This window comes from Streptomyces oryzae (assembly GCF_017676365.1).
Lineage (GTDB): Bacteria > Actinomycetota > Actinomycetes > Streptomycetales > Streptomycetaceae > Streptomyces > Streptomyces oryzae.
On the sequence record NZ_JADKMA010000015.1, the window covers coordinates 25,068 to 48,058 of the forward strand.

Here is a 22,991-nt window from a genome sequence, read left to right on the forward strand (position 1 = left end):
TCAGGCCGGGCCCGCACTGGCATACAAGCTGGCTCTCATCGGGCCGCTGGCATGCAAGAGACCGTAAGTCAGGCCACAGCAGCCATGTCAAGGGTCGCGCATGGAATCCGGCCGTCCACTCACTCACAGCACCGGCAAATACACAGGTCAGCCAAGTAATGTCAGACCGCCTCAGGAGTCAGGTCTCCGCTGTGCGGAGCGGTAAGCCCGCACCTCCCTTGACCCCAGCAACATGGATACCTACGGTCTCTGCCATGCAAGAAACTCCTGCCGATCCCTCCGCTGAGCGGATCGGACTACGCAAGCTGGTGACGTACCGGGACGTCGTCGTCACCGAGGCCGGCATGGCTCCGGCCCGGCCGGCCCAACGCGCCAGCGTGGCCGCCGTCATCCGGAATCCGTGGAGCGGCGCAGCGCCACTCGCCGATCTCTCCGCAGGCCAGGAGCGGATCGGGCCCGTACTGGCGAAGCTGCTCTGTGACCGGCTTGCGAAGGTGCTCGGCGGGGTGGACCGGATCGAGGCTTTCGGAAAGGCCGCGGTCGTCGGCACCGCCGGGGAGATCGAGCACGCGGGAGCGCTCATCCACACGCCGTTCTTCGGCAATCTGGTCCGCGAGCTGCTGGACGGTGAGTCGATCATCTGCTTCGCCGACGCACGGGGCGAGGCAGGTGACTCGTTGACCGTGCCGCTCTGGCACAAGACACACGCCGCGACGCGCAGCCACTACCAGACCGTCAGCGCTCGAGTCCCCGACGCGCCACGGGCCGACGAGATCGTCGTCATCGCCGCAGCGTCCACAGGACCCCGCCCGCACTCCCGCATCGGAGACCGCAGGACCGACCCGGTCGTCACCAGCCGGACCCTGGAGGAATCACCGTCATGAACGTCCGCAAGATGGTCACCGTCATCGAGGAGATCCGGGCCGAGGGCGGCCGCGCGGTCAGCCCGCCGGCCACCGTCGCCGTCGTCGCGGCGGTGATCGAGAACCCGTGGGCGGGCCAGGGCTTCGTCGAAGACCTCGCCCCGGGGATCGAAGCGAACGCCTCGGACCTCGGCGCGCTGCTCGCGCCGGCGGTGCTCGAAGCGCTGGGAGCCCCCGCCGAGGCGTACGGCAAGGCCGCGATCGTCGGCCTCGACGGCGAGATCGAGCACGGCTCCGCGCTCATCCACACCCTCAGGTTCGGTGACCACTTCCGCAAGGCCGCGCAGGCCGGCACGCTGCTGCCCGCCGTCGAGAAGCGGGGCCCGGCCGGTGTCGTGTTCGACATCCCGCTCAAGCACATCACCGACGCGACGATCCGCTCCCACCACCAGTCCGTCGAGGTCCGGATCGCCGACGCGCCGCACCCTGACGAGATCGTCATCGGGCTGGCCGCCGCCGCGCAGGGGCGGCCCCAGCAGCGGCTGGCGGACCTCTCGACCGAGCGGTAGCGCACATGAGGAAGCCGACTCTCGTGCTGCTGCACGGCGTCGGGCTCGACCACACGATGTGGGAGCCCGTCGTCGAACTCCTGGCCGACCGCTGCCATCTGGTGACGCCCGACCTCCCCGGACACGGCCGGAACCAGCCGGCTCGGGCGGGCACCACTCTCGAGGACCTGGCGCACGGCGTCGCGGCCGAGATCCCTGAGCGGTCCCACCTCGTCGGCTTCTCCCTCGGCGCCCTCGTGGCCCAGCACCTGGCACTCCACCGGCCGGACCTCGTCTCGACGCTGACCTCGGTCAGCTCGGTGTGCCGGCGTACGCCGGCGGAGCGGGAGAAAGTCCTCGAACGCCTCGATGCCGCACGGGCCGACTTCGGGACCGCAACCGCCGCGTCGCTGCGGCGGTGGTACGCGGACACCGACGTCCCGGCGGAGTGGGTACGCCGCACGGAGGCGACTCTGCGCGCCAACGACGTGGAGTCCTTCCTCACCTGCTACCGCGTGTTCGCGACCGCAGACGCCGCTCTCGGCCCCGAGCTGCACCGGATCACCGCACCCGCCGTGGCGGTCACCGGTGAGAACGACCCGGGGTCGACACCCGCGATGAGCCGGCGGCTCGCCGCCACACTGCCGAACTGCCGGGCCGTGATCGTCCCCGGGGCGCGTCACATGCTCCCCGTCCAGAGCCCCGAACCCCTCGTCGACTGCGTCACCACCCTCATCAGGGACAACACCCATGGCTGATCTCAAGAAGCTGAACCACTTCATCGGCGGCGAGCAGGTCGAGCCCGCCTCCGGGGACTATTTCGAGAGCACGAACCCGGCAACGCGCCGGCCGCTCTACCGGGCAGCGCGCGGTGATGCCGCCGACATCGGGCGAGCGGTGGCCGCGGCGAAGAAGACGTTCGAAGACCCGCGATGGCGCGATCTGAGCCAGTCCGGACGCGGACGCCTCCTGCGCCGGCTCGGTGATCTGATCGCGGAGAACGCGGCGGACCTCGCGCGCATGGAGACGCAGGACAACGGCAAGCTGCTGCGCGAGATGCGAGGGCAGTTGGCCGCCCTGCCCGAGTACTACTATTACTACGCCGGGCTGGCCGACAAGATCCACGGTGAGGTCGTTCCGACCTCGGACCGGAGCGTGCTGAACTACACGAGCCGCGAGCCGCTCGGCGTGGTGGGCGCCATCACCCCGTGGAACTCTCCGATGACGCTGACCAGCAGCAAGCTGGCTCCCGCGCTGTGCGCGGGGAACACCGTGGTGGTCAAGCCCTCCGAGCACACCTCGGCCGCGCTGCTGCGGCTCGCCGAACTCGCGCTGGAGGCGGGCTTTCCGCCGGGCGCGGTCAACGTCGTCACCGGCTTCGGGGGCGAGGCGGGGCAAGCCCTCGTCGGCCACCGTCACCTCGCGAAGATCTCGTTCACCGGAAGCACCGCCACCGGATCCCGTATCGCCGCTGCCGCGGCCGGGCGGTTCATCGGGGCGACGCTCGAGCTGGGCGGCAAGTCGCCCAACATCGTGTTCGAGGACGCGAACATCGCCAACGCCGCCATGGGAGTGGTCGCCGGTATCTTCGCCGCCGCGGGCCAGACCTGTATCGCCGGCAGCCGGATGTTCGCCCACCGCTCCGTCTACGACGAGCTTCTCCAGCGCGTGTCCGAGCGGGCCGAACGCATCCGTATGGGCGACCCGATGGAGGAGAGCACCGAGCTCGGCCCCCTGGCCTTCGAGGGCCAGCGGGACAAGGTCGCCGGATACGTCGAACTGGGGCGCAGCGAGGGCGCCCGCGTTCTGACAGGTGGCCGCCCCTCGGACGGCGGCCTCGGCGGCTACTTCTACGAGCCCACCATCCTGGTCGACGTGGACAACGGCATGCGCGTCGTCCGGGAGGAGATCTTCGGCCCGGTCCTCACGGTCATGCCGTTCGAGACCGAGGAGGAAGTCATCCGCCTCGCGAACGACACCGACTACGGCCTCGCGGCAGGGGTGTGGACCTCGAACCTGGCCCGCGCCCACCGGATGGCCGCGCGCCTCGACGCGGGGACCGTGTGGGTCAACACCTACCGGGCCATGTCGCCGATGTCCCCACGTCAGGGCTTCAAGTCCAGCGGCGTCGGGGTCGAGCACGGCACCGAGACGATGAAGGAGTACACCCGGCTCAAGAGCGTCTGGATCAACACCAGCGAAGAGCCCGTGGCCGACCCCTTCGTGATGCGGGGCTGACCGGCATGCCACAGGCCGACATCACCCCCGCCGAGACCGACGCGGCGCATGCCATGAGCGAAGCCGCCCCCACCACCGGACAGCGGGACGGCCGCACCGCCGCCCGGCCGGCCCCCAACACCGCACCTGAGGAGCAACCGTGAGATTTTCCTTGTTCGTGCACATGGAACGCTGGGACGAGAGCGTGCGCCCCGCCCAGCAGTTCGAGAACCTCACCGAACTCACGCAGATCGCCGAAGCGGGCGGCTTCGGAACCGTGTGGATCGGTGAGCACCACTCCATGGAGTACGTGGCCTCCCCCAGCCCCATGCCACAGCTCGCCTACCTGGCAGCGCGCACCTCGACCATCCGGCTCGGCGCCGGCACGATCGTCGCACCCTTCTGGCACCCGGTCCGTGCTGCCGGCGAGACCGCACTGCTGGATGTGATCAGCGGTGGCCGGGCAGAGATCGGGCTGGCACGCGGCGCCCACCAATTCGAGTTCGACCGGATGGCCGGTGGTCTGCGTGCGGCCGACGGAGGCAAGCACCTGCGCGAGTTGGTGCCGGCAGTCCGTGCCCTCTGGCAGGGCGACTACGCCCACAACGGGGACATCTGGCAGTTCCCCACGTCCACCAGTGTGCCCAAGCCCGTGCAGCAGCCGACCCCGCCGATGTGGATCGCCGCGCGTGACCCCGACTCCCACGACTTCGCCGTCGCCAACGGGTGCAACGTCATGGTCACTCCCCTGATGAAGGGCATCGAGGAGGTCGAGAACCTCGTCGGCAAGTTCGAGACCGCGGTCCGCAACCACCCCGAGGTGCCCAGGCCCGAGCTCATGGTGCTGCGGCACACCCACGTGCACAGCCCGGAGGACCCGGACGGCTGGCGCCCGGCAGCCGAGGCGATCCAGCGCTACTACCGCACCTTCGACGCCTGGTTCGGCAACGACCGCACTCCCGAGAACGGCTTCCTCGACCCGAGCCCGGCCGCAAAGTTCGAGGGCCGTCCGGAGTTCGAGCCGGAGTCACTGCACCAGACCGCGATGATCGGCACCCCGGACGAACTCATCGAGCGGCTGCGCCGCTACGAAGCGCTGGGCATCGACGAGTACAGCTTCTGGATCGACAACAGCCTGCCGCACGAGGAGAAGCGCAAGTCCCTCGAACTGTTCACCAAGGAGGTGGTGCCGGCCTTCCACTGAACGGCTCAGCTGAACGGCACCCTCCGCCGAACGTCCACCCGCTGCCTGTTGCCCCGGCCGCTCCTGCCGAAGAGCGCGGCCAGGCGTCTGCCGACGAAGAGGACGGCGGCGCGGCTGCGGTGGCGACGGTGCTGTGGCTGCGATGGCGACGGTCTGTGGCTGCGATGGCGACGGTCTGTGGCTGGCGGGGAAGGCGTGATCGTGCCCGGGCGGACACGCTTCGGTCAGGAAGTCGTGTGGCAGGGCCCGGCAGAGCCTCGGGCACCGGCCCGTCTGGCGCTGGACTGGCTCCTGGAAGAACTTGCGGTCACCCGAACGGCACCGTGAACTCTCGCTCCCGCCGGATCACGCATAGCGTCGGCACGACAGCCGGACCTGTGCCCCGGGAGGAACAATGCCCCGTACAGCAGTACGCCCTCGCAGGCTGTCCCGGGTTTCCCTGGCGCTGGTCGTCGCACTGGCGGCGAGCGCGTGCGCCGACAGCGACGACCAGCACGGCAGCGGCAGCGGGAACGGGAACGGGCGCGCGGCTCCCGTCGGGAAGCCCGCGAAGGTGGACCCTGCCGACTTCGTCAAGAAGATCGACAACCCCTACCTTCCGCTCGTGCCGGGCACGAAGCTCCACTACAAGGGTCTGACCAAGGACGGCCCGCAGGAAGACCTGGTCGAGGTGACCCACCGGACCCGGAAGATCCTCGGCGTCCGAGCCGTCGTCGTCCGGGACACCGCCACCGAGCTGGGCAAGGTCGTCGAGGTCACCTCCGACTGGTACGCCCAGGACCGCGCGGGCAACGTCTGGTACTTCGGTGAGGATTCCAGGACCGTCAAGAACGGCAAGGTCATCAGCACCGAAGGGTCCTGGGAAGCGGGAAAGAAGGGCGCCAGTCCGGGGATCGTCATGGAGGCCCACCCGAAGCCGGGCGACAAGTACCGCCAAGAACACGCCAAGGGCGTCGCCGAGGACCGCGCCGAGGTCCTGAGCACGAATGCCAGGGTGTCGGTCCCCTACGGCACCTTCCACAACGTACTCAAGACCAGGGACGACTCCCCGCTCGAACCCAATCTGGTGGAGCACAAGTTCTACGCCAAGGGCGTCGGTTCCGTCCGCGAGGCCACAGTCAAGGGTGAGAAGGACGAACTCGAACTCGTGAAGGTCGACAAACCCTGAACCAGCCCCCATCCCTCGTTGCGGCCTCACCCTCCCCACTGGTTTTGCTGAATCCGGGCTCACAAGGGCCCCCGAATCGGCGATGGCCTGCGCCACTGTCGCGGTCCTCTCGATACGGGAAACACCTCGCGGCCCGCCACGAGCGACACGGTTCGCTCGTCATCGTGGTGGCCATCGCCGCCGTCAGCGCCCTCCTGCTCGGCCTGGTCGGCGCTGGAGGGGGCTGTGGACCCGCCCTCCCCGGCCCACGGACGGCGAGCCCTCGGTAACGCCTTCCCGGCGATCCCGCAGCTCAGGTCCTCCAGAGACCGGGTCGTCCCAAGCTGTGGTGACAGCAGAGGAGTTGGAGAAGCAGCTGGACCGTGGACCGTTGCCTGACCGATAAGGTCGCTCAGCCGGATCGGCTGGTACCGGCCACGCCTGGTGAGGGAGTGGGAAGGCTCATGGTGCCCACAGCAGCGGCCGTCGGGGGAGGGGCGTGAATGGCAGTGTTCGAGGATCTGGAGCCGGCAGACCCGCGCCGGGTGGGGCGCTACCTGATCCTGGCCCGGCTCGGCGCGGGTGGCATGGGCCAGGTGTACCTGGCGCGCTCGCCCAGCGGACGTCCGGTCGCCGTGAAAACGGTGCACCCCGGGCTGGCCCGGGACGGTGAGTTCAGGCGCCGCTTCGCCCGCGAGGTGACCGCGGCCCGACGGGTCAGCGGGGCCTTCACCGCCGGGGTGGTGGACGCTGACGCGGACGGCTCCCCGCCATGGCTGGCCACTGTGTACGTCCCCGGCGCCTCCCTCGGTCAGGCGATCACCGGCCACGGGCCCTGGCCGCCCCGGCCGGTGCTCGTCCTGGGCGCAGGGCTGGCCGAAGCTCTGGATGCCGTTCATGCCGCCGGGGTGGTCCATCGCGACTTGAAGCCCTCCAACATCCTGCTGGCCACTGACGGTCCGAGGTGATCGACTTCGGTATCTCGACGGCCGGCGATGCCAGCGCCATGAACCGCACCGGCATGGCGATCGGCACTCCCGGCTTCATGTCCCCCGAGCAGCTCACCGACCAGGACGCCGGCCCGGCGAGTGACGTCTTCGCCCTCAGCGCCGTTTTGGTGTACACCGCCACAGGTACCGCCCCGTTCGGCACCGGCACCGCGCACGCCCTGCATTACCGCACTGTGCACGAACCGCCCCGCCTTGACGCCCTCCCACCCGAACTGCGTGAAGTCGTCTCCGCCTGTCTGGCCAAAGCCCCTGACCAGCGCCCCAAGGTCGCCGATCTCCTCGACCGGCTCACCTCGGCGGAGAACAGTGCGACGGCCGCCGCCGCGCTGCCGGCCGAGCCCGGCTGGATGCCCGACCCGGTTGCCGGACTGGTCCAGGCACGCACACCTGTTACGGCGTGGGGGTGTTCGGGCGTAGGGCTTGGTGCATGACGGTCCGGCAGCGGTCCCAGGAGGCGGGGATGAGGTGGCCGTAGACGTCGACGGTGGTTTTGATGGTTTTGTGGCCGCGCCAGTGGGAGACCTCGTGGATGGGGATGCCGGCGGCCAGGGCGGTGGCAGCGAAGAAGCGGCGGAGGCTGTGCGGGGCGTACTTCGGCTTCCCGTCGGGGCAGGTGATGCCTGCGGCTTTGACGGCCTTGCGGAAGTGGTAGCCGTAGGTGTTCGCGGTGGGCATGGCGCCCTTGCCGCGCTCGCGGGGCGCGAAGAGGACCTCGATGCCGGACGGGATAGAGGTGGGTGCCCCATTGGTTGAGGTGGTGGTCGATCTCTTCGACGAGAAAGAGCGGGGTGAGGATGTCGCGGTGGTCGCCTTCGGCGCGGTGTATCAACTTCCACCGGGAAGGCACGGCCCGGAGAACTGCGGGCCCCGGTGGCCCAGGTGCTGGCCGACGATTCCCAACGGCACTTCACCGTAGGGGAGGTGTTCCGGACGTTGGGCAGCTCCGTGCGGTGCCAACCGAGACCACGTCTCCCGCTCGACCTCCAGCCGTACCGTCAACTCCGCGATGTGGGACTCAAGCTCCTCCACCCGCACCCGGGCAGCCGCCTCCCGCGCCTCCAACTCCTCGATCAACGACACCATCGACACCGCCTCCTCCACCGTCATGGCAGGAGATCAGGGACAGGCAGCTGTTCGAACATCACCGTTGGACTCCTCGAAGTAGGCAGCGCTCTCCGCGTCCGCCGGGTAGTAGGACTCGATCGCGACCTCGTCCAGGGTGATGTCCACCGGGGTACCGAATGTGGTGATGGTCGAGAACAGCCGCAGCTCTCGTCCGTCGAAGCGAAGGATCATCGGGATCACGACATCGGATTCGACCGATCGGCTCGACATGTCCTCCGAATTGGGCTCCAGCAGTTCCTCATAGAGCGCGGTGAGCTCAGCGTCGGGAGCAACGGCGAGCTGACGCCTGATTCGGGAGCGGAACATCACACGCACATCGGCCAGGTTGACGACCAGAGGAGCGAACCCGCGCGGGTCCAGTCCCAGCCGCACCAGGTTGATCGGCGGCCGTAGCAGGTCGGGATCGACCTCCGCGAAGAACGGCTCGACCGCGCAGTTGGTCATCACGATGTTCCACCGGCGATCGAAGGCCACCGCCGGGTACGGCTCATGCGCGCGCAGCACCCTCTCGACCGCGTCCCGGGCCGCCGACAGCGCGTCATCATCAAGTGGCCGCTCGGCGTACCGGGGTGCGAAGCCGGCCGCGAGCAGCATCCGGTTGCGCTCACGCAACGGCACATCGAGCTGCTCCGCGAGCCGCTGGACCATGTCGGCGCTCGGATTGGACTTGCCCGTCTCGACCAGGCTGACGTGACGAGCCGAGACGTCGGCCGCGATCGCAAGATCGAGTTGGCTGAGTCGTCGGCGATGCCGCCACTGCCGCAACAGCTCCCCAACCGTATGCATGGTCATCGAGAGTACTCATCGAGAAGCCGCACGCCATGAAATCCGACTTCATCGACAACCGTTGCGACCGCGGAAACACTGCGTCCATGACCACAGACAACAAGAGCATCGTTCAACGGGCGCTGGCGGAACTGATCCAGACGGGCGACGTCGACGCACTCGAACCGTTGCTGAGCGATGACTTCGTCCATCACAGGCCCGACTCAACCTCCTCGAACAAAGCGGAATGGCTCGCCGCCATACAGACGGCGCTCATCCCGCTCGCCGATATGCGGGTCGACGTCCACCACCTGCTGGCCGACGGCGATCACGTCGTGATGCACTCGCGGCGACGGCTCCCCGATGACGGGCCGGAGATCGCGGTCGTCGATATCTGGCGGATCGACAATGCGCTGATCGCCGAAGGATGGGAGATCATCGAGCCGGTGGCCCAGGCAGCCGCCAATCTGGTGTGGTGGGAGCCTGCTGAGCGCTGACCGGTCCTGTCGCTTCCGCCGACGAACGACAAGCGAATGGGTGCAACTCCTTCTCCAGGATGAAGGTATCCGCCCAGCCCACCGGGCTCCTCCAGAAGAGCCGCATCCATTGGACTTCCCGTAGTCCCGGGTTTCGACCGCGTCCTCATCGCCCCTGCGAGGAGTACCAACGCGACGCCCGGGTGTGGCTCACCACCAAGCCACCAAAAGGTGCGTTGGAACGCTCGCCGACTGCGGCGTGACCAGGTAACCAGTCTCTTCACTGGTGAGCGTACGGGGGCCTCAACTCCCCGCCGCGGACAGCTCGGCGGGCTCGGTGAGTGCCGCGTGGCATTCCCCGGCGCGGGCGAACCTCGGTCCGTACAGGCCCTCGGTGCGCGCGAACTCCTGGTCGTACAGGGTGAGTCCGAAGTCGGCGACGGCGGCCGACCCGTAGGCGTCGAGCAGTGCCTGCCGCGCCTGCTCCTCGGTGCCCACGCCGTACAGCCGATAGCCGCGCTCGCCCGGAGTCTCCGCTCCGCCCAGCCGACGGGCCTCCTGCACCATGCCGGGATCCCCGTGCATCTCGGCGGAGGCGAGTGCGTTACGCGCGAACTCCTCCTCGGCGCCCAGGTCCGCGAGCAGTGAGCCGATCCGCAATCCCGCGCGCGCGTGCAGCAGTTCGGCGGCCCCGTACGGGCCGTTGGCCATCTCGGGATGGCCCATGTCCCGTACAAGGTCGGCGATGCCCAGCGTGTCGCGCCCCCGAATCCGCTCCCCGGTGCACTCCAGAGCGTGCCGGTATCTGAAGACCGCGTCCATGGAGTCGCCGCCCCGCGCGGCCAACAGATCGAGCTCGAACAGCAGCGCCCTCGCCTCGCTCTCCAGGTCGGGCGCCACCGCGAAAGCCCGCTCGTACGCCTCGGCGGCGAGGTCCGCCGCGCCGCTCGCGCACGTAGCCCAGCAGCAGGGCCGCCTCGTACGCCCGTCGGCCCGCGCCGTCGGCCCGTTGGGCGTAGCGGGCTTCGGCATCCTCCGCCGAGGCATCGACGGTCCACGCCGGGGATTCCATGGAGGTGCCCCAGTTCTGGCCGCGGCGGAGGGAAGTAAGCCAGCGCGCGTCGGTGACGCGTATCTCGTAATCGCCCCGGGCAGTTCGTCCTCGTCCTGCCAGCAGTCGCGGGCGGGGATGGAAATCGCTGCATCGACGAAGGAATCCTCGTCGAGCGGATGCCGGTGGGTGGTCAGTCGCGCGTACTCCGCGACGAACAACGGGGTGTGGGCGGCCACCCACGCGTCGTCATGCACCAGGTCGGCGCCGATCAGGTCCGCCAATGGACCGTGGTGACTATGCACCCCGCTTGCGCTCTCCCACAGTACGCGCAGGAAGAAGCCGGCGTCGTCTGGCAGTACCTCCGCACCCGGATCCAGGTCGTTGTCGCCGACGAAGAACACTCGGAAACAAGCGCGCTGTTCGGTCGGGTCGACACCCAGTACGCGGACGCCGAAGTGGTCGGTGGGCATCTGCGGATTCCTCCCTGTCAATGGATGGCACGTACCCCTCGGTTGTCGCCGGAAGCTGGCAGGGACAGGCATCGGTGGGCCAACGAATCTGGAAACGTCCCCGTTCAACCGCGCCGGGCCGACGCGCATGCCGCTATCGGTGACCAACTGCAGGGGAGCGTAGGGCGCCACTCGACAGTGCCCCCAGTGCGCCAGCGCGCCTCGCCCTCCGCCGAAGGGCCGCGCCGGCCCGGCAGTGGCTCGGATGTGCTCGCTGACACCCGCGAAATCCGTCTGTATCAGCACGGTGAGTTGGCCTGGAAACAGGATGTCTATCCGCAGACGACGGTGAAGATCCCCGGCTTCACCGAATTCCGTTTCGACAATCAGGGGCGCAAGCTTGGCGGTCTCCCCGAGCCGCGAAGCGGCTACAAGCACGTCTCCAAGCCCGACCTTGAGGGAGCCGTGCTCCCCGAGCTGGTGAATAAGGGGCCTGTCGGCCAGGCGACGCCAGCGGATCATGCCCGAAGCCGAGTTCCTGCGGCAGGTGTTCCCAGGAGATCGCGGTGTGCAGCACGAACAGGATGCCCTGGAACACCAGCCGGTCCGGATACCGCTGCGCCCCGGATCCCGCACCCGACGCTCGACATTGGGCAGCAGCGGTTCGATCACCATCCACAGCTCGTCATCGACTTCCCACGGCTTCGGCTGCGCCACCCCGCACCCTCAGATCACCAATTCTGGAGTGATCCAACCCCCTCGAAGATCATTGCGTCGGGAGTTCCATGAGCCCGTCACGCGTCATCATCGTCCTCCTCCAAGGCATCCCGGATGTCGTTCGCCTCAGGGGCGTTGGGGGGCCAGGTAGCCACCAGGCATTCGAGGAGGGGGCGATGCGTGTCGAGATGGGCGGTGAGGACAAGAGCGCCGGCCATCTGGAGCTCGAGTTCCGCGAGGCCGGTCAGCAGTACCGCGAGTTCGGCGGCCTGGTCAGACTCCGCCGAGGCCAGCGCCCTTGCGCACGACGCGCGGACTCGCAGAGGGCGGTCCTCGTCCAGGGCCATCGCGCCGAGCTGGGCCACAAGTTCGGGATCCTCAGGGACATCGCAGGCGTAGAGGCACTGTCCGGCGGCGGACACGGCGCCATCGACAACGTCGCCGTCCACAGTGCGCAGCGCGGCGGTGATCAGCGGGGCGTCCGCAGCCTCGGCGTGATTCTGGATCGCCCACAGCGCGCTGGCCCGGTCCTCCCCTCGCGCTTCCGGCAGCGGTGTCCCGCGCAGTACCCACCGGGCGTGGTCCAACACCTCCGCGGCGTACTCGTCCAGTGGGTTGCCGAAGCCCCACCGAGCTTGCCGGTCCTGGTAGTGGAAGTACTCCAGCGCCGTGCATACCGCGTCCCGCCGCCCGGAGCGCAGCAGCCTGAGGAAGGCGGCGCACGGGTCCGGGTTCTGGTCCGCCGACTTGAGCAGTTCGTCCCGGTCGGCCGCCACCGCCGGGTCATCGAAACGGTGCCGTTCCCAGTACGCGAGCGTCATGACGGGAGCTTACTGAAGAGTGGGGAAAGCGGCCGGTGCCGGGGCCGCCGGAGCCTGGTGATCCCCCCAGCCGTGCGCTCAGCGCGGAGAACCGCGTTGTGCCGTTCACGGGGCGTGAGTCCGAGCTGGCAGCTGCGGGAAGGGCGCGATGGCGGCAAGCACAGACTGGCGGTGCGCTGGCTGTATGGGCCGGGAGGTCAGGGGAAGTCCCGGCTCGCGGTCGAGTTCGCCGACGCCGCGCCACTGCCGGATGGAAGGTCGCCACCGCCTCCCACGGTGACACGATGGTTCCCCCGCCCGGCAGCCTGGATCTCCGGCCGGACGGCGCACCCGGGGTGTTGCTTGTCGTGGACTACGCGGACCGCTGGCCCGTCACCCACCTCGGCTGCCGATCAGCAGCCAGTTCCGGACCACGCCGTTCAGGTCATATCACTGCTCCAAGCAGTGCCACCTGTGCGGGGCAAGCGCCGGCCCCGGCGCCGCCCCGACGTCGTGCTCGGTGACCGCGGTTACGACCACGGCAAGTACCGCCGCCTCGGATGGGCGCTCGGAGTGGAGCCGGTGATCGCCCGACGGGGCACCGCGCACGGCTTCGAACCGACACCCAACGCTGGGTCGTGAAGCACACGTCCGCTCACCTGCACTGGTTCCCCCGTGTGCGGATCCGCTGGGAGGTCCACGGCGACATCCACGAAGCTTTCCTCACCTCGCATGTGCACTGATCTGCTGCCGCCGCCCGAACACGCCCCGCCGTGTTCCAGCCGAGGCTGCTGTTGCAGGATCTTGAGGTCGGATCCGGCTCCGGGAGGCACCCATCACGATCACCACGCACGAGGCCCCAATCGGCCGTCATGTCTCACAGATGGTGTACGCCGACGCTGCCCGGTGTGTATATCCAGTGCCAGTTGATCGGCCCGAGGGCCTTCTTGAGCCGGGACCGCTCCCGTGAGTACGTCCGCAGTGCCACCTCGAGAGAGCTTGCCAACTCCCCGACGGTGTCCGGCACAGGGACGCGCAGCAGTAGATGCTGCTTGCGGTGGGCGAACACCAACTCCCCGGCAGGTGAGCAGCCGAGCAGTGCGAAGTTGGTCAGCACCTTGAACGGCTTGTCCTCCGTGGGCACCTTTGCGAGCAGCGTGCCTTCGGCGTTCCACGCGTACAGGCCGTATTGGTTGGCGTGGAAGGCAAGCTGCCGGTCCTGGTCGGTCACGACGGTGAAGTTCCTGCCGGTGAAGGGGCTGTCCTTCCAGTAGTCGAGCCCTCCGAGGCGACCGACGAGCTCACCGCTGTCGTTGATCAGGATGAAGACGAAGGGCTGTCCCCGGCTGCCACTGCGCCATTCGTGGCCGATCAGGGGAACGACGAAGAGCTCGTCGCTGAGTGGCTCCGGGGAGAATCCCAGCGTCGCCGGGTAGTGGTTCCAGTCCACGTCGGACCAACGTCGCTCCGCCAGCTCGGCGAGGTCAGGGGTGGGGCGGTGGTCGTAGCCGACGCGACGGCCCTGGTGGAAGGCGAACGGCCGGACATGCTCCGTCGTTTGATGCAGCGGGTGCCCGTCCACTGAGGCGATCACCTCCACGTCGGGCCTGGATGTGGGGGTGAGACCGGCGCCGGTGAGGGCGACCAGGTTGGGGCTGAGTAGTCCGCGCCTGTTGGGCCCGTACTCGTCGAGAGCGCACAGCAGACGACCGCCGGACGTCACCCGTATCCGGCCCGCGAAGGAGTCGCCGAACGGTTCGTCAAATTCGGACTCCTCCATGGTGACGGACGGCCGGGTATAGGCACCGAGCAGCGTCCGCAGCTCTGCGTCCAGCAGATACGTATCGTCTCCTCCCGCGGTGAGCGCGACGGTGCCATCGGGCAGGACACACAGACTGTCCACGCCGCGCCAGGCAATGGCCGAGGGTGTGCCCTCCGGGTCCGGTATCCCCGTGATCGTGGTGGCCAGTGGAGCTCCGTCCGCGCCATAGCGGGTGACCAGATCACAGCTGAAGGTGCGCTCGGCCGGATCCTCGGCGTGGTCACCGCCGGGAACATAGCGCCCCACCTCGGAGAGCACGTACATGTGCCCGTCCGGTGAGAAGGACACATCGCAGTGCCGAAAGGCCCATCCGGTCGAGTAGTTGGCGGTGAGGTCGAGCTGATAGGTATTCACCAGCCAGCCGGGTAGGGCCAGGGGAAGAGTGTCGGCGTGCTTCGTCATGTGGCAAGTGTTCACGATACGACTGACACTCGGCCCCTCCTCCTTGCCTTTGCCCCCATCTCCCGCACGCACCATGCGGTCATCCAGCCCCATCCAGCTCGGTACCGCTCTCGACGCTGTCGAACCAGCAACGACGGCCCCGATCACCCATCCACAGAGCATCACCGATCTCGCTGTTTCCGGGCCCCTGATGGGCTCGGCACTGACGTACGCGTTACAGCGGAAGGCCAACCAGCGTTCCCAGGCGATGGCACGAGCAGATCTGTTCGTGCGTGAGCGGTTGACTTAGTCAGCGTCGTTCCTTGTCGCGCTGATGGACTACCGCAGGGATCTCCTCTTCCGGCGGCATCTTGCCAACGAGGACGCGCCAGAGGAGCGGCGTGCCTAAGAGCGAGCGGAGGACCTCTTCAATCACACCCACTCACAGACAGGGCTTCAAGTGCTCAGGTGTGGTTTCGAGTTGCCTGCTCGTTGGCAGCGCATGATCAAGGTTGAGCAGGTGCGTCGGCTGCACCCTGCCGCAGGAGGTGTGCGGCTGCGGATGGTGACTACGGCCGGTGAGGACCTGGACCTGGACCTGGTGACGTGCCTATGACAGTGGGCCGGGCGGGAGGCATTGACAGCGCAGCGGACCCGGCGGCTCCCCGGACCACAGGAACTGATCAGTGGTGAAGAACGGGCACGTTGGTTCAGGCGATGGCACACCTACGCGCCCGGGGGGCTGCTGACCGACGGCCCGCCGAAGCGCCGCCTCCCCAGGGCAAAACGACCAGGAGGGGCGGCGCCGAGCACGGTACCTGCTTACGCAGGCTCAGCCGTTGTCGTAGGCATCCGAGATGTTGGTCGTGGAGCTGTACCAGTCCCCCTGCTTCTTCGCCCCCACGTTGATGGTCTTCTTCGAACTGCCGTAGATGATGGCGAGCTGCTCCTTGTGACCGCAGCGGTTGCTGTAATAGATCGTGTCGGAGAAGTTGCCGTCGAAGATCTTGATCTTGAAGCACCCGTCGACATAGGCCCGGTCACCGGAGTCACGGGTGCTCCCCTCAGAGGCAGCCACAGCCGGAGCCGCACCGAGACTCAGGACAGCCGCTGCCGCACCCAACGCAATAGCGGACTTCGCACGAAAACGCATCTATTCCCCTCGTTCAACTAACTGAATTGCAACCGCATCCCGATAAAGTGGTTGCTCACCAGGGTGCGCAAATGTCGCCCTGTCCGGCCTCGATTACGAGCACTCGGCACACGGGGTCGGGGAAAGCCTCTCAAGTGCCCAGCCGTCAGCAAAGCCGTGCCTGTCACAACCGTGCAACCGATATGCAAATGGTCCCTCCTCACCCACCGGCCGGCTCAGCCGTCCGCCCATGCACGAGGGCCCGGCTCCTCGTGTGCAGCGGGGGAAGCCCCGGCACGGGGCTCAGGCACCGAGATCTCCGGCTGTCACGTTTGTGGCACGTGGAGTGCACTCACGTCTGACAGAACGCCTTCGGCCAGCTCGCCCGCTGCTAACAGCGACGCGTCACCGTCATCGACGCGTTCTTCGACCTCGACACCATCACCATCCGCCACCTGATCCGACACGCATCGAAGACCCTGCGTGACTTCCAGGGCGTGTCATGCGCGACGCGCAACTCCACCACTGCGCATGGCAGTCATCGGAGCGCCACCGATCCTGCACGTGTGCGGAGGAAAATTAGGCCGTATCCGTTAAGGATGGTCAGTGCACTTCTTCGCAGTAGACGCCCGTCACCAGCGTTGTCGAGGTATTCGTAACTGCTGATGATTTCTTGTCCCGCTCCGAGAACCACAGGTTCACTCTCCGCAGTCACAGGCGCGGACCAGTCAGCACAGCTCGCGCAGGCGAGCTCGACGATGTACACACGGTCAGGTCCATCGCGATAAAGAAAATGGTGGCTCATGACGGCGCACTCCAGGAGTTTCCGTCCCCGGCTCCTGGCTGACGCCCCATCAAAAAATCAACCAGCGCACATCCAGCAGCCGGAAACCCCAACCGGATTCAACTATCCCGCCGCGTAGCGCTGACCTGCACAAACGAAAGCCTCGCGCCCCGAATCATCCCGTTCGACGTTCCGGCAGGACTCCACCACATCCGCACGCGAGAAACCCCCTGACCTGCATCAAAGCAAGTAAAAGGGCGGCTGCTCGAACAACTCACACATGAAGCGGAACGTCGATGAAACCGCAGTCACCTGCGAAAACGGACCGCTGGGGGACAGTAACCAGCGCAGAACCAGCAACGGTGGACGGAGTGTGCGCAAGGCGATGTATCGCAGACCCGACCAGTTGTGCGGCGGGGCGGGCAGCGCCTGCCGACCCAGTCGTTTGCACGCCTTCGGTCGAGCCCTCGAAGACCAGGCAGCGGGCTGGTGCGACGGCGCAGCGGGCCAAGGCGAGAGAGAACAGACCGGGTCCGGTTTGCGCCGAGGGGCGTCATCACGGGTGACGACGTCGGTGAACAGAGGGCGTAGCCCGGTCGCGGCGAGGCCGGCGAAGATGGCAGTCGCCGGGCTCGACACTCTGCTTCGGCCGTCGTGCGGCTGGGTCATCGAAGTCCCGCCAGCGGGTCCCTGGTCCCCAGACGTCCGAAGCGGTTCTGGATCTCGAGCCCTCTCGCAAACGCCGCCCACCCCTCTCTGTCCTTGCCCAGGTCATCTTCGAGCATGATGCCCAGGTCGATCAGGACGCGGGCCAGGCTGGATGCGTAGGCCCGGTTGGCCTGTGCCAGGCGGAGATAGCCGTCGACAGCTGCTCGGCTCGCGACTTCGGCCTCGCTGTAACGCTCCAGTCTTCGCAGGACGACGGACAGGCGGAAGTGGGCCTGGGCTAGGTATGACTCGTCGGCCGACCGGTCGGTGCGCACGCACTGTTGTTCCACGGCAACCGCCTCTTCCGCGACGGTCAGGGCCTCCTCGTAGCAGCCTGCCTCGCAGAGCAACTGCCCCCAGTTGTACAGGGCTGTACCCAGGCCGCGTTCGGCCTCGGCGTTGTCATGTGCCCGTATCAGGCGTCGCTCCAGGACGACGGCCCGCTCGATGACCGTGAGCGCGTCTTCCCTCCGGCCCAAGTCCCTGAGGCGGACGGCCAGTTCGTTGAGTGTCAAGGCGTAGGCGGTGGCGTTGCCCGCGGGGTCCGTTGCGACCGGTTTGCGGTAGGCGGCGGCGAGGCGGTAGTGGAGAAGCAGGTCGAGCGGAGCGAGCGGCTTCGGCGGCGGGTAGGGAAACGCCGCTGTCGCGGCTCTGAGGAAACGCAGACTCGGGGGTGCGCTCTTGAGGGCTGCCTCCAGGGCACCCAGGACGTGCCCCGCTTCGTCGGAGGCGGGCCTACTGCCATCTCCGAGCGTGCCGATGGCGCGGGACAGGACGAGGACGGCGCGCAGACGTTGATCGTCGGTGGCGTCGGGCCACAGGGCCGTCAGCGTGCCGTCGTCGGGGTCGGCAAGGTGGGAGACGGCGTGGTGCTCGGCTACTCGGTCGGGGTGCAGCGAGCCCCAGTAGTGGCCCGGTGGTGGCGGATACAGCGTCCGTAGCCACTCGGCGACGTCCGTGGCCCGGGTGGGCGGCAGACCGGGCACGTTCCGGGTCAGCGTGAGGGCTTCGGTGCGGGTGGTGGCCCCGAACAGCACCGCCCCGGCCACCGCGCGCCGCAGCGTGGTGGCACGCAGATCGTCGAGCCGGAACATCGGCGAGGCGGCTATGCCTTCCCAGTACCGCGTCTCGTGGTCGAGGAGAAGCTCCTCCACCGGTTGGTCGGGGCTCCTGCCCACGGGAGCGGGGCCGCTTTCCAGCAGGGCTACCAGGGCAGCCATCTGCGTTTCCAGAACGGAGTGGGAGCGGGCATGGCCGTGCGACGGCACCTTGGGCGGCCTGACGGTCTCAGCCAGCGCCCGCCAGTCCGTCTGCGGCAACCCGGCGACGTGCCCAAGGAGCTTGGCCAGGTCTCGCGCGGCAGCGGTGAAGGCCACGGCGTGCGCTGTGGGACCGGCCCTCGACGGCAGCAGGGGCTTGAGCGCCAGAGTGGGGGCCGTACGCAGGATGGCCCGGGTGTCGGGCCCGGCACCCAGTGGCTGGGTCTTCCACTCGCCCTCGGCTCTGGAGATCAGCAGCAGACGGACTCGGTGACGGGTTGTGCGTTGGTGCTCGATCAAGCGGCGGATCAGGTGGGGCAGCGTCTCGGCGTAGTCGACGACGAGGAAAAAGGGTGAGGAGGTATCCAGAACGCTCCAGTCCGGCCCGGGGCCGTCGGGGCAGTCGGGAAGGTCCACGCGCAGTTGGGCGGCAACCCAGCCCTCCTGGCGCAAGTTCGTGATCAGTTGGCGGGCCAGGCGGGTCTTGCCCTGGCCTCCCGGGCCGGTGAGCACCCGCACCGCGAAGGCGTCCGGGTCGGTCCGGCACCAGTCGAGGAGCGCACGGAGTTCCTTTTCCCGGCCGTGAAAACGGACGGCTTCGGCGTCGGCGCGCAGCACCATCGCCGGCGAGCACAGGTCGCGGGCGCAGGCGGCGGGTGCGAGGAAGTGATCGGGTTCGACGGGTTCGAGCACCGGGGCCCAGCCGGTGTGCCGGGCGACAAGCTCGCAAAAGACCGGATCGCCGAGCAGGTCGCGGGTCCTCGTGGCCGTCAGTCTGCTGCCCACCTGTGCTCGGCGGTCCTGGGCAACCACGCCGACCAGCAGGTCACCGCACAACAGGGCAGCACCCGAGAATCCGGACCATCCGCTCACCCCTGCCCCGCGAGGCGGCGTGAAGGCCGGGAGGGGCTGGCCGCTCAGCACCTCATAGCGGTGGGCGAGACGACCGCTGCCGGGGTGGATGTCGCCGCTGAGCTGTTCGTCCAGGCGGCAGCCTGCGTCCTTCTGCATTCGGGGGTAACCGCAGATGGTCACGGGATGAGGGCGGACGCCGATAAGTTGGCCCCAGCGTTGTGGCGGGCGAGTACGCAGGTCCCGCATGGATTCGGGGGGCCGCCAAGGGCTGGTGGCCGCTATCTCGATGAGGGAGGCATCGATGGTGGCGTCTCGGCGGTGCCACAGAGGGGTGGCCGGGACGCGCTCACCGCCCGCCTCCGGGCGGCGCACCGTCACCGGGCCGCCGCCCGGCCCGGCGTCTGCCCCGAAGACGTGTCCCGTGGTGAGCACGAGCCGCGGTGCGACCAGGTAGCCGGTGGCGAACGACATGGTGTCGGGTCGCAACGGGGTACGGACCCGGACCTGTACTACACGGTCGAACTCCACGTGGCCCCCGTGACCGTTGCTCGGGCACGTGCCCGGTCCGACTCGCAGCGCACCTGTCGGACTGCGAAGCGCGCGCTACGCATCATCCTCGTCGCTGTCATCATCGCTGACGTCGATGGCGCCGCCATCGGACAGATGCGGTCTCATCGGCACCGTCAGGGTATGGGTGGCGGTACGTGTGCTCTCGCGCTTGCCTCCCATGCCGACCACGCTGAACCGCAAGCCGCCGTCGGCGCCACTGGCCTGCGCGAGCTCCAGACCGAGTTCGAGGGTGATCTCGCCCAGAGTGAAGCGCAGTCCGCCGTCCCCGTTCATGTCGATCCGCTGCTGGGCCTCAGAGATCTGATCCCGCAGCAGCGTGATCGCGTCCGCCAGATCCAGCGCTTGTCCCGCCGCACGCCCGTCACCCGTCATTCCTCGACGCCCCTCCCACCAGTGATCCGCAGTCTTCCACTTACCCGAACTGCCCCACCGGCCACACTTCTTGGGGGTCAGCGGCACGGCAAGGTCGCGCTCGCTCAGAGGTGGAGCGGGGTAGCAACGTCGCGGTGGTCGTCAGACCGGGGTCCGAGCGAAGAGCCTGGCTGTGCAGCAGGCGCCATGGCCGGTTTCCTGGTGGACGTGTACCGCGCCTCAACTCTCCGACTGTCCGTCAGATCGAGTCAGCGCAAATCCAGCAACCGGAAACCCCAACCGGATTCAACTATCCCGCCACATAGCGCTGACCTGCACAAACGAAAGCCCCGCACCCCGAATCGCCCCTGCTTGATGTTCCAGCGGAATTCCACAACATCGCATACGGGAAACCCCCTGACCTGCATCAAAGCCAGTAAAAGAGCCTCTACTCGAACAGCTCACACATTGAACCGGAACGTCGACGAAACAGCAGTCACCTGCGAAAATGCGCCGCTGCGAGACGGCAACCAGCGCAGAACCAGCAACCGTCGACGGTACCGCCCGCAGTCCGGAGGACCGCTGATCACTTGAGCTCACCTGGGCGTTCGATGACGAAGGGTCGATCCAGCGAGGTGAGTACAGCAGACAGTCAGTCCAGCCTATCCACACACAGTTGGACGCGGGACCAGCGCTCAGTCGCCTGATCTGCGCTGCTCAGGGCAGGGAGGACATGCCAGCGATCAGCGACCTGGACCGCGTCAGGCAGAGCACGACGGATGGCCTCGGCGTAGGTGGCGGAGCCGTCGCAGCACACGACCCCGACGTCCGGATGTTCGCGCGGCCACGTCTCCAGGGTGTCGGCCGTGCGGTCGGGCAGCACGTCGATCCGCTCATGGGTCTCGGCGTTGATGATCATGGTGGCGTGGCGGTGCCGCCGGCGCAGAGCGAAGTCGTCGACGCCGATCACATGGGGCACCCGCCCGACGGGCAGCGGGATCTGCAGCAGCGGGCGCAGAGCCGTGTGGTGCGGCAGGCTCACCGCGAGTATCGCCAGTAAACGCGCTCCGGCCCGGCCCGCTAACTCCCTGACCACGGCTTCGACGTGACTGGACAGGCGACCGGTTCGCCGCTGGTATCGGTCCAGCACTCCGGGCACCCGCTCGCGGAAGGTGTGGTGGCAGCCGCGTGTGGGGCACACCAGGCGCCGCACCCGCACACGGACCACCACCCGTCGTTCACCGACCGGCACCTCGGCCACTGTCCGCCAGTGATAGCCGTGCACGCGTTCCGACGAGGCCCCGCACACCGTGCAGACTGCAGTGTCTCGCGGAGTCCGTGCCCGCACCACGATCCGCTCACCTTCATCGACCACATCATCGATGACCAGCGAGGACAGTCCCGAGAACACCGTCTACAAGCTCATTGACATCCTCCACGCGAATATCAACGCCCTGTCACGACGCTCCGTCACCACCGAAGGGAGACAGGGCTCTTGACCGCGCAGACCCCACATTCGCGCCGCTCCGGAAAGGAGCCTGATAGTCCGGTGCGGCCGGGGCGGGGCCGGCGGAATTCCCGGGCGGCGAGGCGGCGTCGGACGGCGGCTTGGAGCCGCATGCGCTGCGTGCGCAGTTCCTGGTTCTTCTGCGCTCTCGACTTGGGTGTCCGGGACCGCTTCCAGATCGGCTCCCAAGGCAGCGGCCCGAACACCTCAGCCCCCTCGGCCAACTCCCTTACCGCCGCACCACGGCCGCAGCTGACCCGAGGCTTCAGGTCAGCGGAGTGTTGGCCAGGACGCGGCGGAGGATGCCCCAGGAGAGATCGGAGTGGGTCTCGAAGAAATCGTGCTTCTTGGTGATCTCGTGGACGTACTTGAAACGGTCACGGGAGTAGCTTTCGTTGTCTTCGCGCTGGACGGCCGTCTCGTCCGGGTTGAGGTAGACGTGAAAGCTGGCGCCGAATTCAGCGGTGGAATTCATGTAGCCAGGACCGGTGATGCCGTCGCCGCCGTCCAGTGGGCAGTACACCCGGTGCACGGCGTAGGTGTCCTTGGACAGCCAGGCGCACTGGCCGGGGGTGAGGGTGAGCAGGCCGAGCTTGGTGGCATCCCACTCGAGGCGGTCGTAGACCATGACGTCGAGCTGGCCGGCGAGGCAGAAGACGATGCCGGTGGTGTGGCCGTGGGAGTGGATGGGCGAGTAGTGCTGGGCCGGCCAGATCTCCAGGACGACGGGGGAGCCGATGTCACCCTTGGGGTGATCGTCGGGGTGAAGGTGGCCGTGCTTGGCTGCCAGGTAGTCGTAGTCGCCCCGCCCGGTGCAGGCGACGCGAATGTAGGGCGGGTGGGAGGCGTCGTTCCCCTTCTTCTCCTGCAGGATCTGACGCAGCAGCCCCACCTTGCGACCGGGTTCTGCGGGGGCGAGATGCTTGCGCATCGCTTCGACTTCCCACGCGGACAAGCGCAGGTCCTCGGCCTTGCGCGCCAGGTCCATGACGGCCGGCGGGATCATCAGCTGGCGGGCGTACTCGTCGAAGGAGGTGGCTTGCCCGATCACCAGCGACGGTACAGCTTCGGCGCCCTTGAGGCGCAGCTTGCGTTCCTCTTCCTTGGTGATGTGGAAGGGGTGTTTGACCTCGCCGGACTCCGCGGTGTCGCCGGACGGCTGAGTGCCGGTCATGCTCATGAGGAACTCCCTGGTGTTGTTGAGCGGGGACATGGTGCATGGAGGCGCCATGTCGCGGTTGCAGCAG

General features: G+C 67.9%; 21 protein-coding genes and 2 pseudogenes. 11 read left to right on the forward strand and 12 right to left on the reverse strand.

What is annotated here, in order from left to right; genetic code table 11:
• Positions 1-254 precede the first annotated feature (254 nt).
• The 9 genes from ITI46_RS05080 to ITI46_RS35390 all read left to right on the forward strand — a co-directional run bounded on the left by ITI46_RS05080 (position 255) and on the right by ITI46_RS35390 (position 7,420).
• Positions 255-884, forward strand: coding sequence for an amino acid synthesis family protein (locus ITI46_RS05080; RefSeq protein ID WP_209238166.1), 630 nt, complete (start codon positions 255-257; stop codon positions 882-884).
• A complete protein-coding gene (locus ITI46_RS05085; RefSeq protein WP_209238167.1) occupies positions 881-1,432 on the forward strand; it encodes an amino acid synthesis family protein in 552 nt (183 codons plus the stop codon). The genes ITI46_RS05080 and ITI46_RS05085 overlap by 4 nt, the downstream gene beginning before the upstream one ends.
• Before the next feature lie 5 nt (positions 1,433-1,437).
• Positions 1,438-2,169: an alpha/beta fold hydrolase gene (locus tag ITI46_RS05090; protein WP_209238168.1), complete on the forward strand. Its 732-nt coding sequence runs from the start codon at positions 1,438-1,440 to the stop codon at positions 2,167-2,169.
• Positions 2,162-3,649, forward strand: a complete 1,488-nt coding sequence (locus ITI46_RS05095) for an aldehyde dehydrogenase (RefSeq protein WP_209238169.1) — start codon at positions 2,162-2,164, stop codon at positions 3,647-3,649. The genes ITI46_RS05090 and ITI46_RS05095 overlap by 8 nt, the downstream gene beginning before the upstream one ends.
• A 5-nt stretch (positions 3,650-3,654) precedes the next feature.
• Positions 3,655-3,792: a hypothetical protein gene (locus ITI46_RS05100; RefSeq protein WP_209238170.1), complete on the forward strand. Its 138-nt coding sequence runs from the start codon at positions 3,655-3,657 to the stop codon at positions 3,790-3,792.
• Positions 3,789-4,832 carry an LLM class flavin-dependent oxidoreductase gene (locus tag ITI46_RS05105; RefSeq protein ID WP_209238171.1) on the forward strand — a complete coding sequence of 348 codons (1,044 nt, stop codon included), beginning with the start codon at positions 3,789-3,791 and terminating at the stop codon, positions 4,830-4,832. The genes ITI46_RS05100 and ITI46_RS05105 overlap by 4 nt, the downstream gene beginning before the upstream one ends.
• Before the next feature lie 394 nt (positions 4,833-5,226).
• Positions 5,227-6,000: a hypothetical protein gene (locus ITI46_RS05110; RefSeq protein WP_209238172.1), complete on the forward strand. Its 774-nt coding sequence runs from the start codon at positions 5,227-5,229 to the stop codon at positions 5,998-6,000.
• Positions 6,001-6,482: 482 nt separating this feature from the next.
• Positions 6,483-6,947: a serine/threonine-protein kinase gene (locus ITI46_RS35385; protein ID WP_280634716.1), complete on the forward strand. Its 465-nt coding sequence runs from the start codon at positions 6,483-6,485 to the stop codon at positions 6,945-6,947.
• Positions 6,944-7,420 carry a protein kinase domain-containing protein gene (locus ITI46_RS35390; RefSeq protein ID WP_307808063.1) on the forward strand — a complete coding sequence of 159 codons (477 nt, stop codon included), beginning with the start codon at positions 6,944-6,946 and terminating at the stop codon, positions 7,418-7,420. The genes ITI46_RS35385 and ITI46_RS35390 overlap by 4 nt, the downstream gene beginning before the upstream one ends.
• Here the strand turns inward: ITI46_RS35390 and ITI46_RS34565 are convergent.
• From ITI46_RS34565 to ITI46_RS05130, 3 genes are all read right to left on the reverse strand, one after another.
• A complete protein-coding gene (locus tag ITI46_RS34565) occupies positions 7,380-7,664 on the reverse strand; it encodes a tyrosine-type recombinase/integrase (protein WP_247745494.1) in 285 nt (94 codons plus the stop codon). The two genes, ITI46_RS35390 and ITI46_RS34565, sit on opposite strands and share 41 nt — an antisense overlap.
• A 150-nt stretch (positions 7,665-7,814) precedes the next feature.
• A complete protein-coding gene (locus ITI46_RS05125) occupies positions 7,815-8,096 on the reverse strand; it encodes a hypothetical protein (protein WP_209238197.1) in 282 nt (93 codons plus the stop codon).
• A 9-nt stretch (positions 8,097-8,105) separates the two neighbouring features.
• Entirely contained in the window at positions 8,106-8,906 is an 801-nt protein-coding gene (locus ITI46_RS05130; protein WP_443742832.1) for a helix-turn-helix domain-containing protein, read from the reverse strand.
• Positions 8,907-8,986: 80 nt separating this feature from the next.
• Here ITI46_RS05130 and ITI46_RS05135 point away from each other — a divergent pair, with 80 nt between their 5' ends.
• The gene (locus tag ITI46_RS05135) at positions 8,987-9,376 is read left to right on the forward strand and encodes a nuclear transport factor 2 family protein (protein WP_209238173.1); all 390 of its coding nucleotides are present in this window, start codon (positions 8,987-8,989) and stop codon (positions 9,374-9,376) included.
• Positions 9,377-9,658: 282 nt separating this feature from the next.
• On the opposite strand, the gene ITI46_RS05140 is transcribed toward ITI46_RS05135, so the two are convergent.
• The 3 genes and pseudogenes from ITI46_RS05140 to ITI46_RS05150 all read right to left on the reverse strand — a co-directional run bounded on the left by ITI46_RS05140 (position 9,659) and on the right by ITI46_RS05150 (position 12,396).
• Positions 9,659-10,879, reverse strand: coding sequence for a hypothetical protein (locus ITI46_RS05140; protein WP_209238174.1), 1,221 nt, complete (start codon positions 10,877-10,879; stop codon positions 9,659-9,661).
• Between the two features lie 493 nt (positions 10,880-11,372).
• Positions 11,373-11,533: pseudogene (locus tag ITI46_RS34570) on the reverse strand (transposase); the annotation flags it as partial.
• Positions 11,534-11,652: 119 nt separating this feature from the next.
• A complete protein-coding gene (locus ITI46_RS05150; RefSeq protein WP_209238176.1) occupies positions 11,653-12,396 on the reverse strand; it encodes a hypothetical protein in 744 nt (247 codons plus the stop codon).
• Positions 12,397-12,849: 453 nt separating this feature from the next.
• On the opposite strand from ITI46_RS05150, the gene ITI46_RS05155 reads away from it, so the two are divergent.
• The gene (locus ITI46_RS05155) at positions 12,850-13,017 is read left to right on the forward strand and encodes a hypothetical protein (RefSeq protein ID WP_209238177.1); all 168 of its coding nucleotides are present in this window, start codon (positions 12,850-12,852) and stop codon (positions 13,015-13,017) included.
• Positions 13,018-13,252: 235 nt separating this feature from the next.
• Here ITI46_RS05155 and ITI46_RS05160 read toward each other — a convergent pair whose 3' ends face one another.
• From ITI46_RS05160 to ITI46_RS05185, 6 genes and pseudogenes are all read right to left on the reverse strand, one after another.
• The gene (locus tag ITI46_RS05160; protein ID WP_209238178.1) at positions 13,253-14,599 is read right to left on the reverse strand and encodes a hypothetical protein; all 1,347 of its coding nucleotides are present in this window, start codon (positions 14,597-14,599) and stop codon (positions 13,253-13,255) included.
• Between the two features lie 811 nt (positions 14,600-15,410).
• Entirely contained in the window at positions 15,411-15,656 is a 246-nt protein-coding gene (locus ITI46_RS05165; protein ID WP_209238179.1) for a hypothetical protein, read from the reverse strand.
• Between the two features lie 1,503 nt (positions 15,657-17,159).
• On the reverse strand, positions 17,160-19,844 hold the full coding sequence (locus ITI46_RS05170; protein ID WP_209238180.1) for a hypothetical protein: 2,685 nt from the start codon (positions 19,842-19,844) through the stop codon (positions 17,160-17,162).
• A 75-nt stretch (positions 19,845-19,919) separates the two neighbouring features.
• A complete protein-coding gene (locus tag ITI46_RS05175) occupies positions 19,920-20,258 on the reverse strand; it encodes a trypco2 family protein (RefSeq protein ID WP_209238181.1) in 339 nt (112 codons plus the stop codon).
• A gap of 658 nt (positions 20,259-20,916) precedes the next feature.
• Positions 20,917-21,682 (reverse strand): annotated as a pseudogene (locus ITI46_RS05180) (ISL3 family transposase); the annotation flags it as partial.
• Positions 21,683-22,009: 327 nt separating this feature from the next.
• The gene (locus ITI46_RS05185) at positions 22,010-22,924 is read right to left on the reverse strand and encodes a cupin domain-containing protein (protein ID WP_209238182.1); all 915 of its coding nucleotides are present in this window, start codon (positions 22,922-22,924) and stop codon (positions 22,010-22,012) included.
• Positions 22,925-22,991 lie beyond the last annotated feature (67 nt).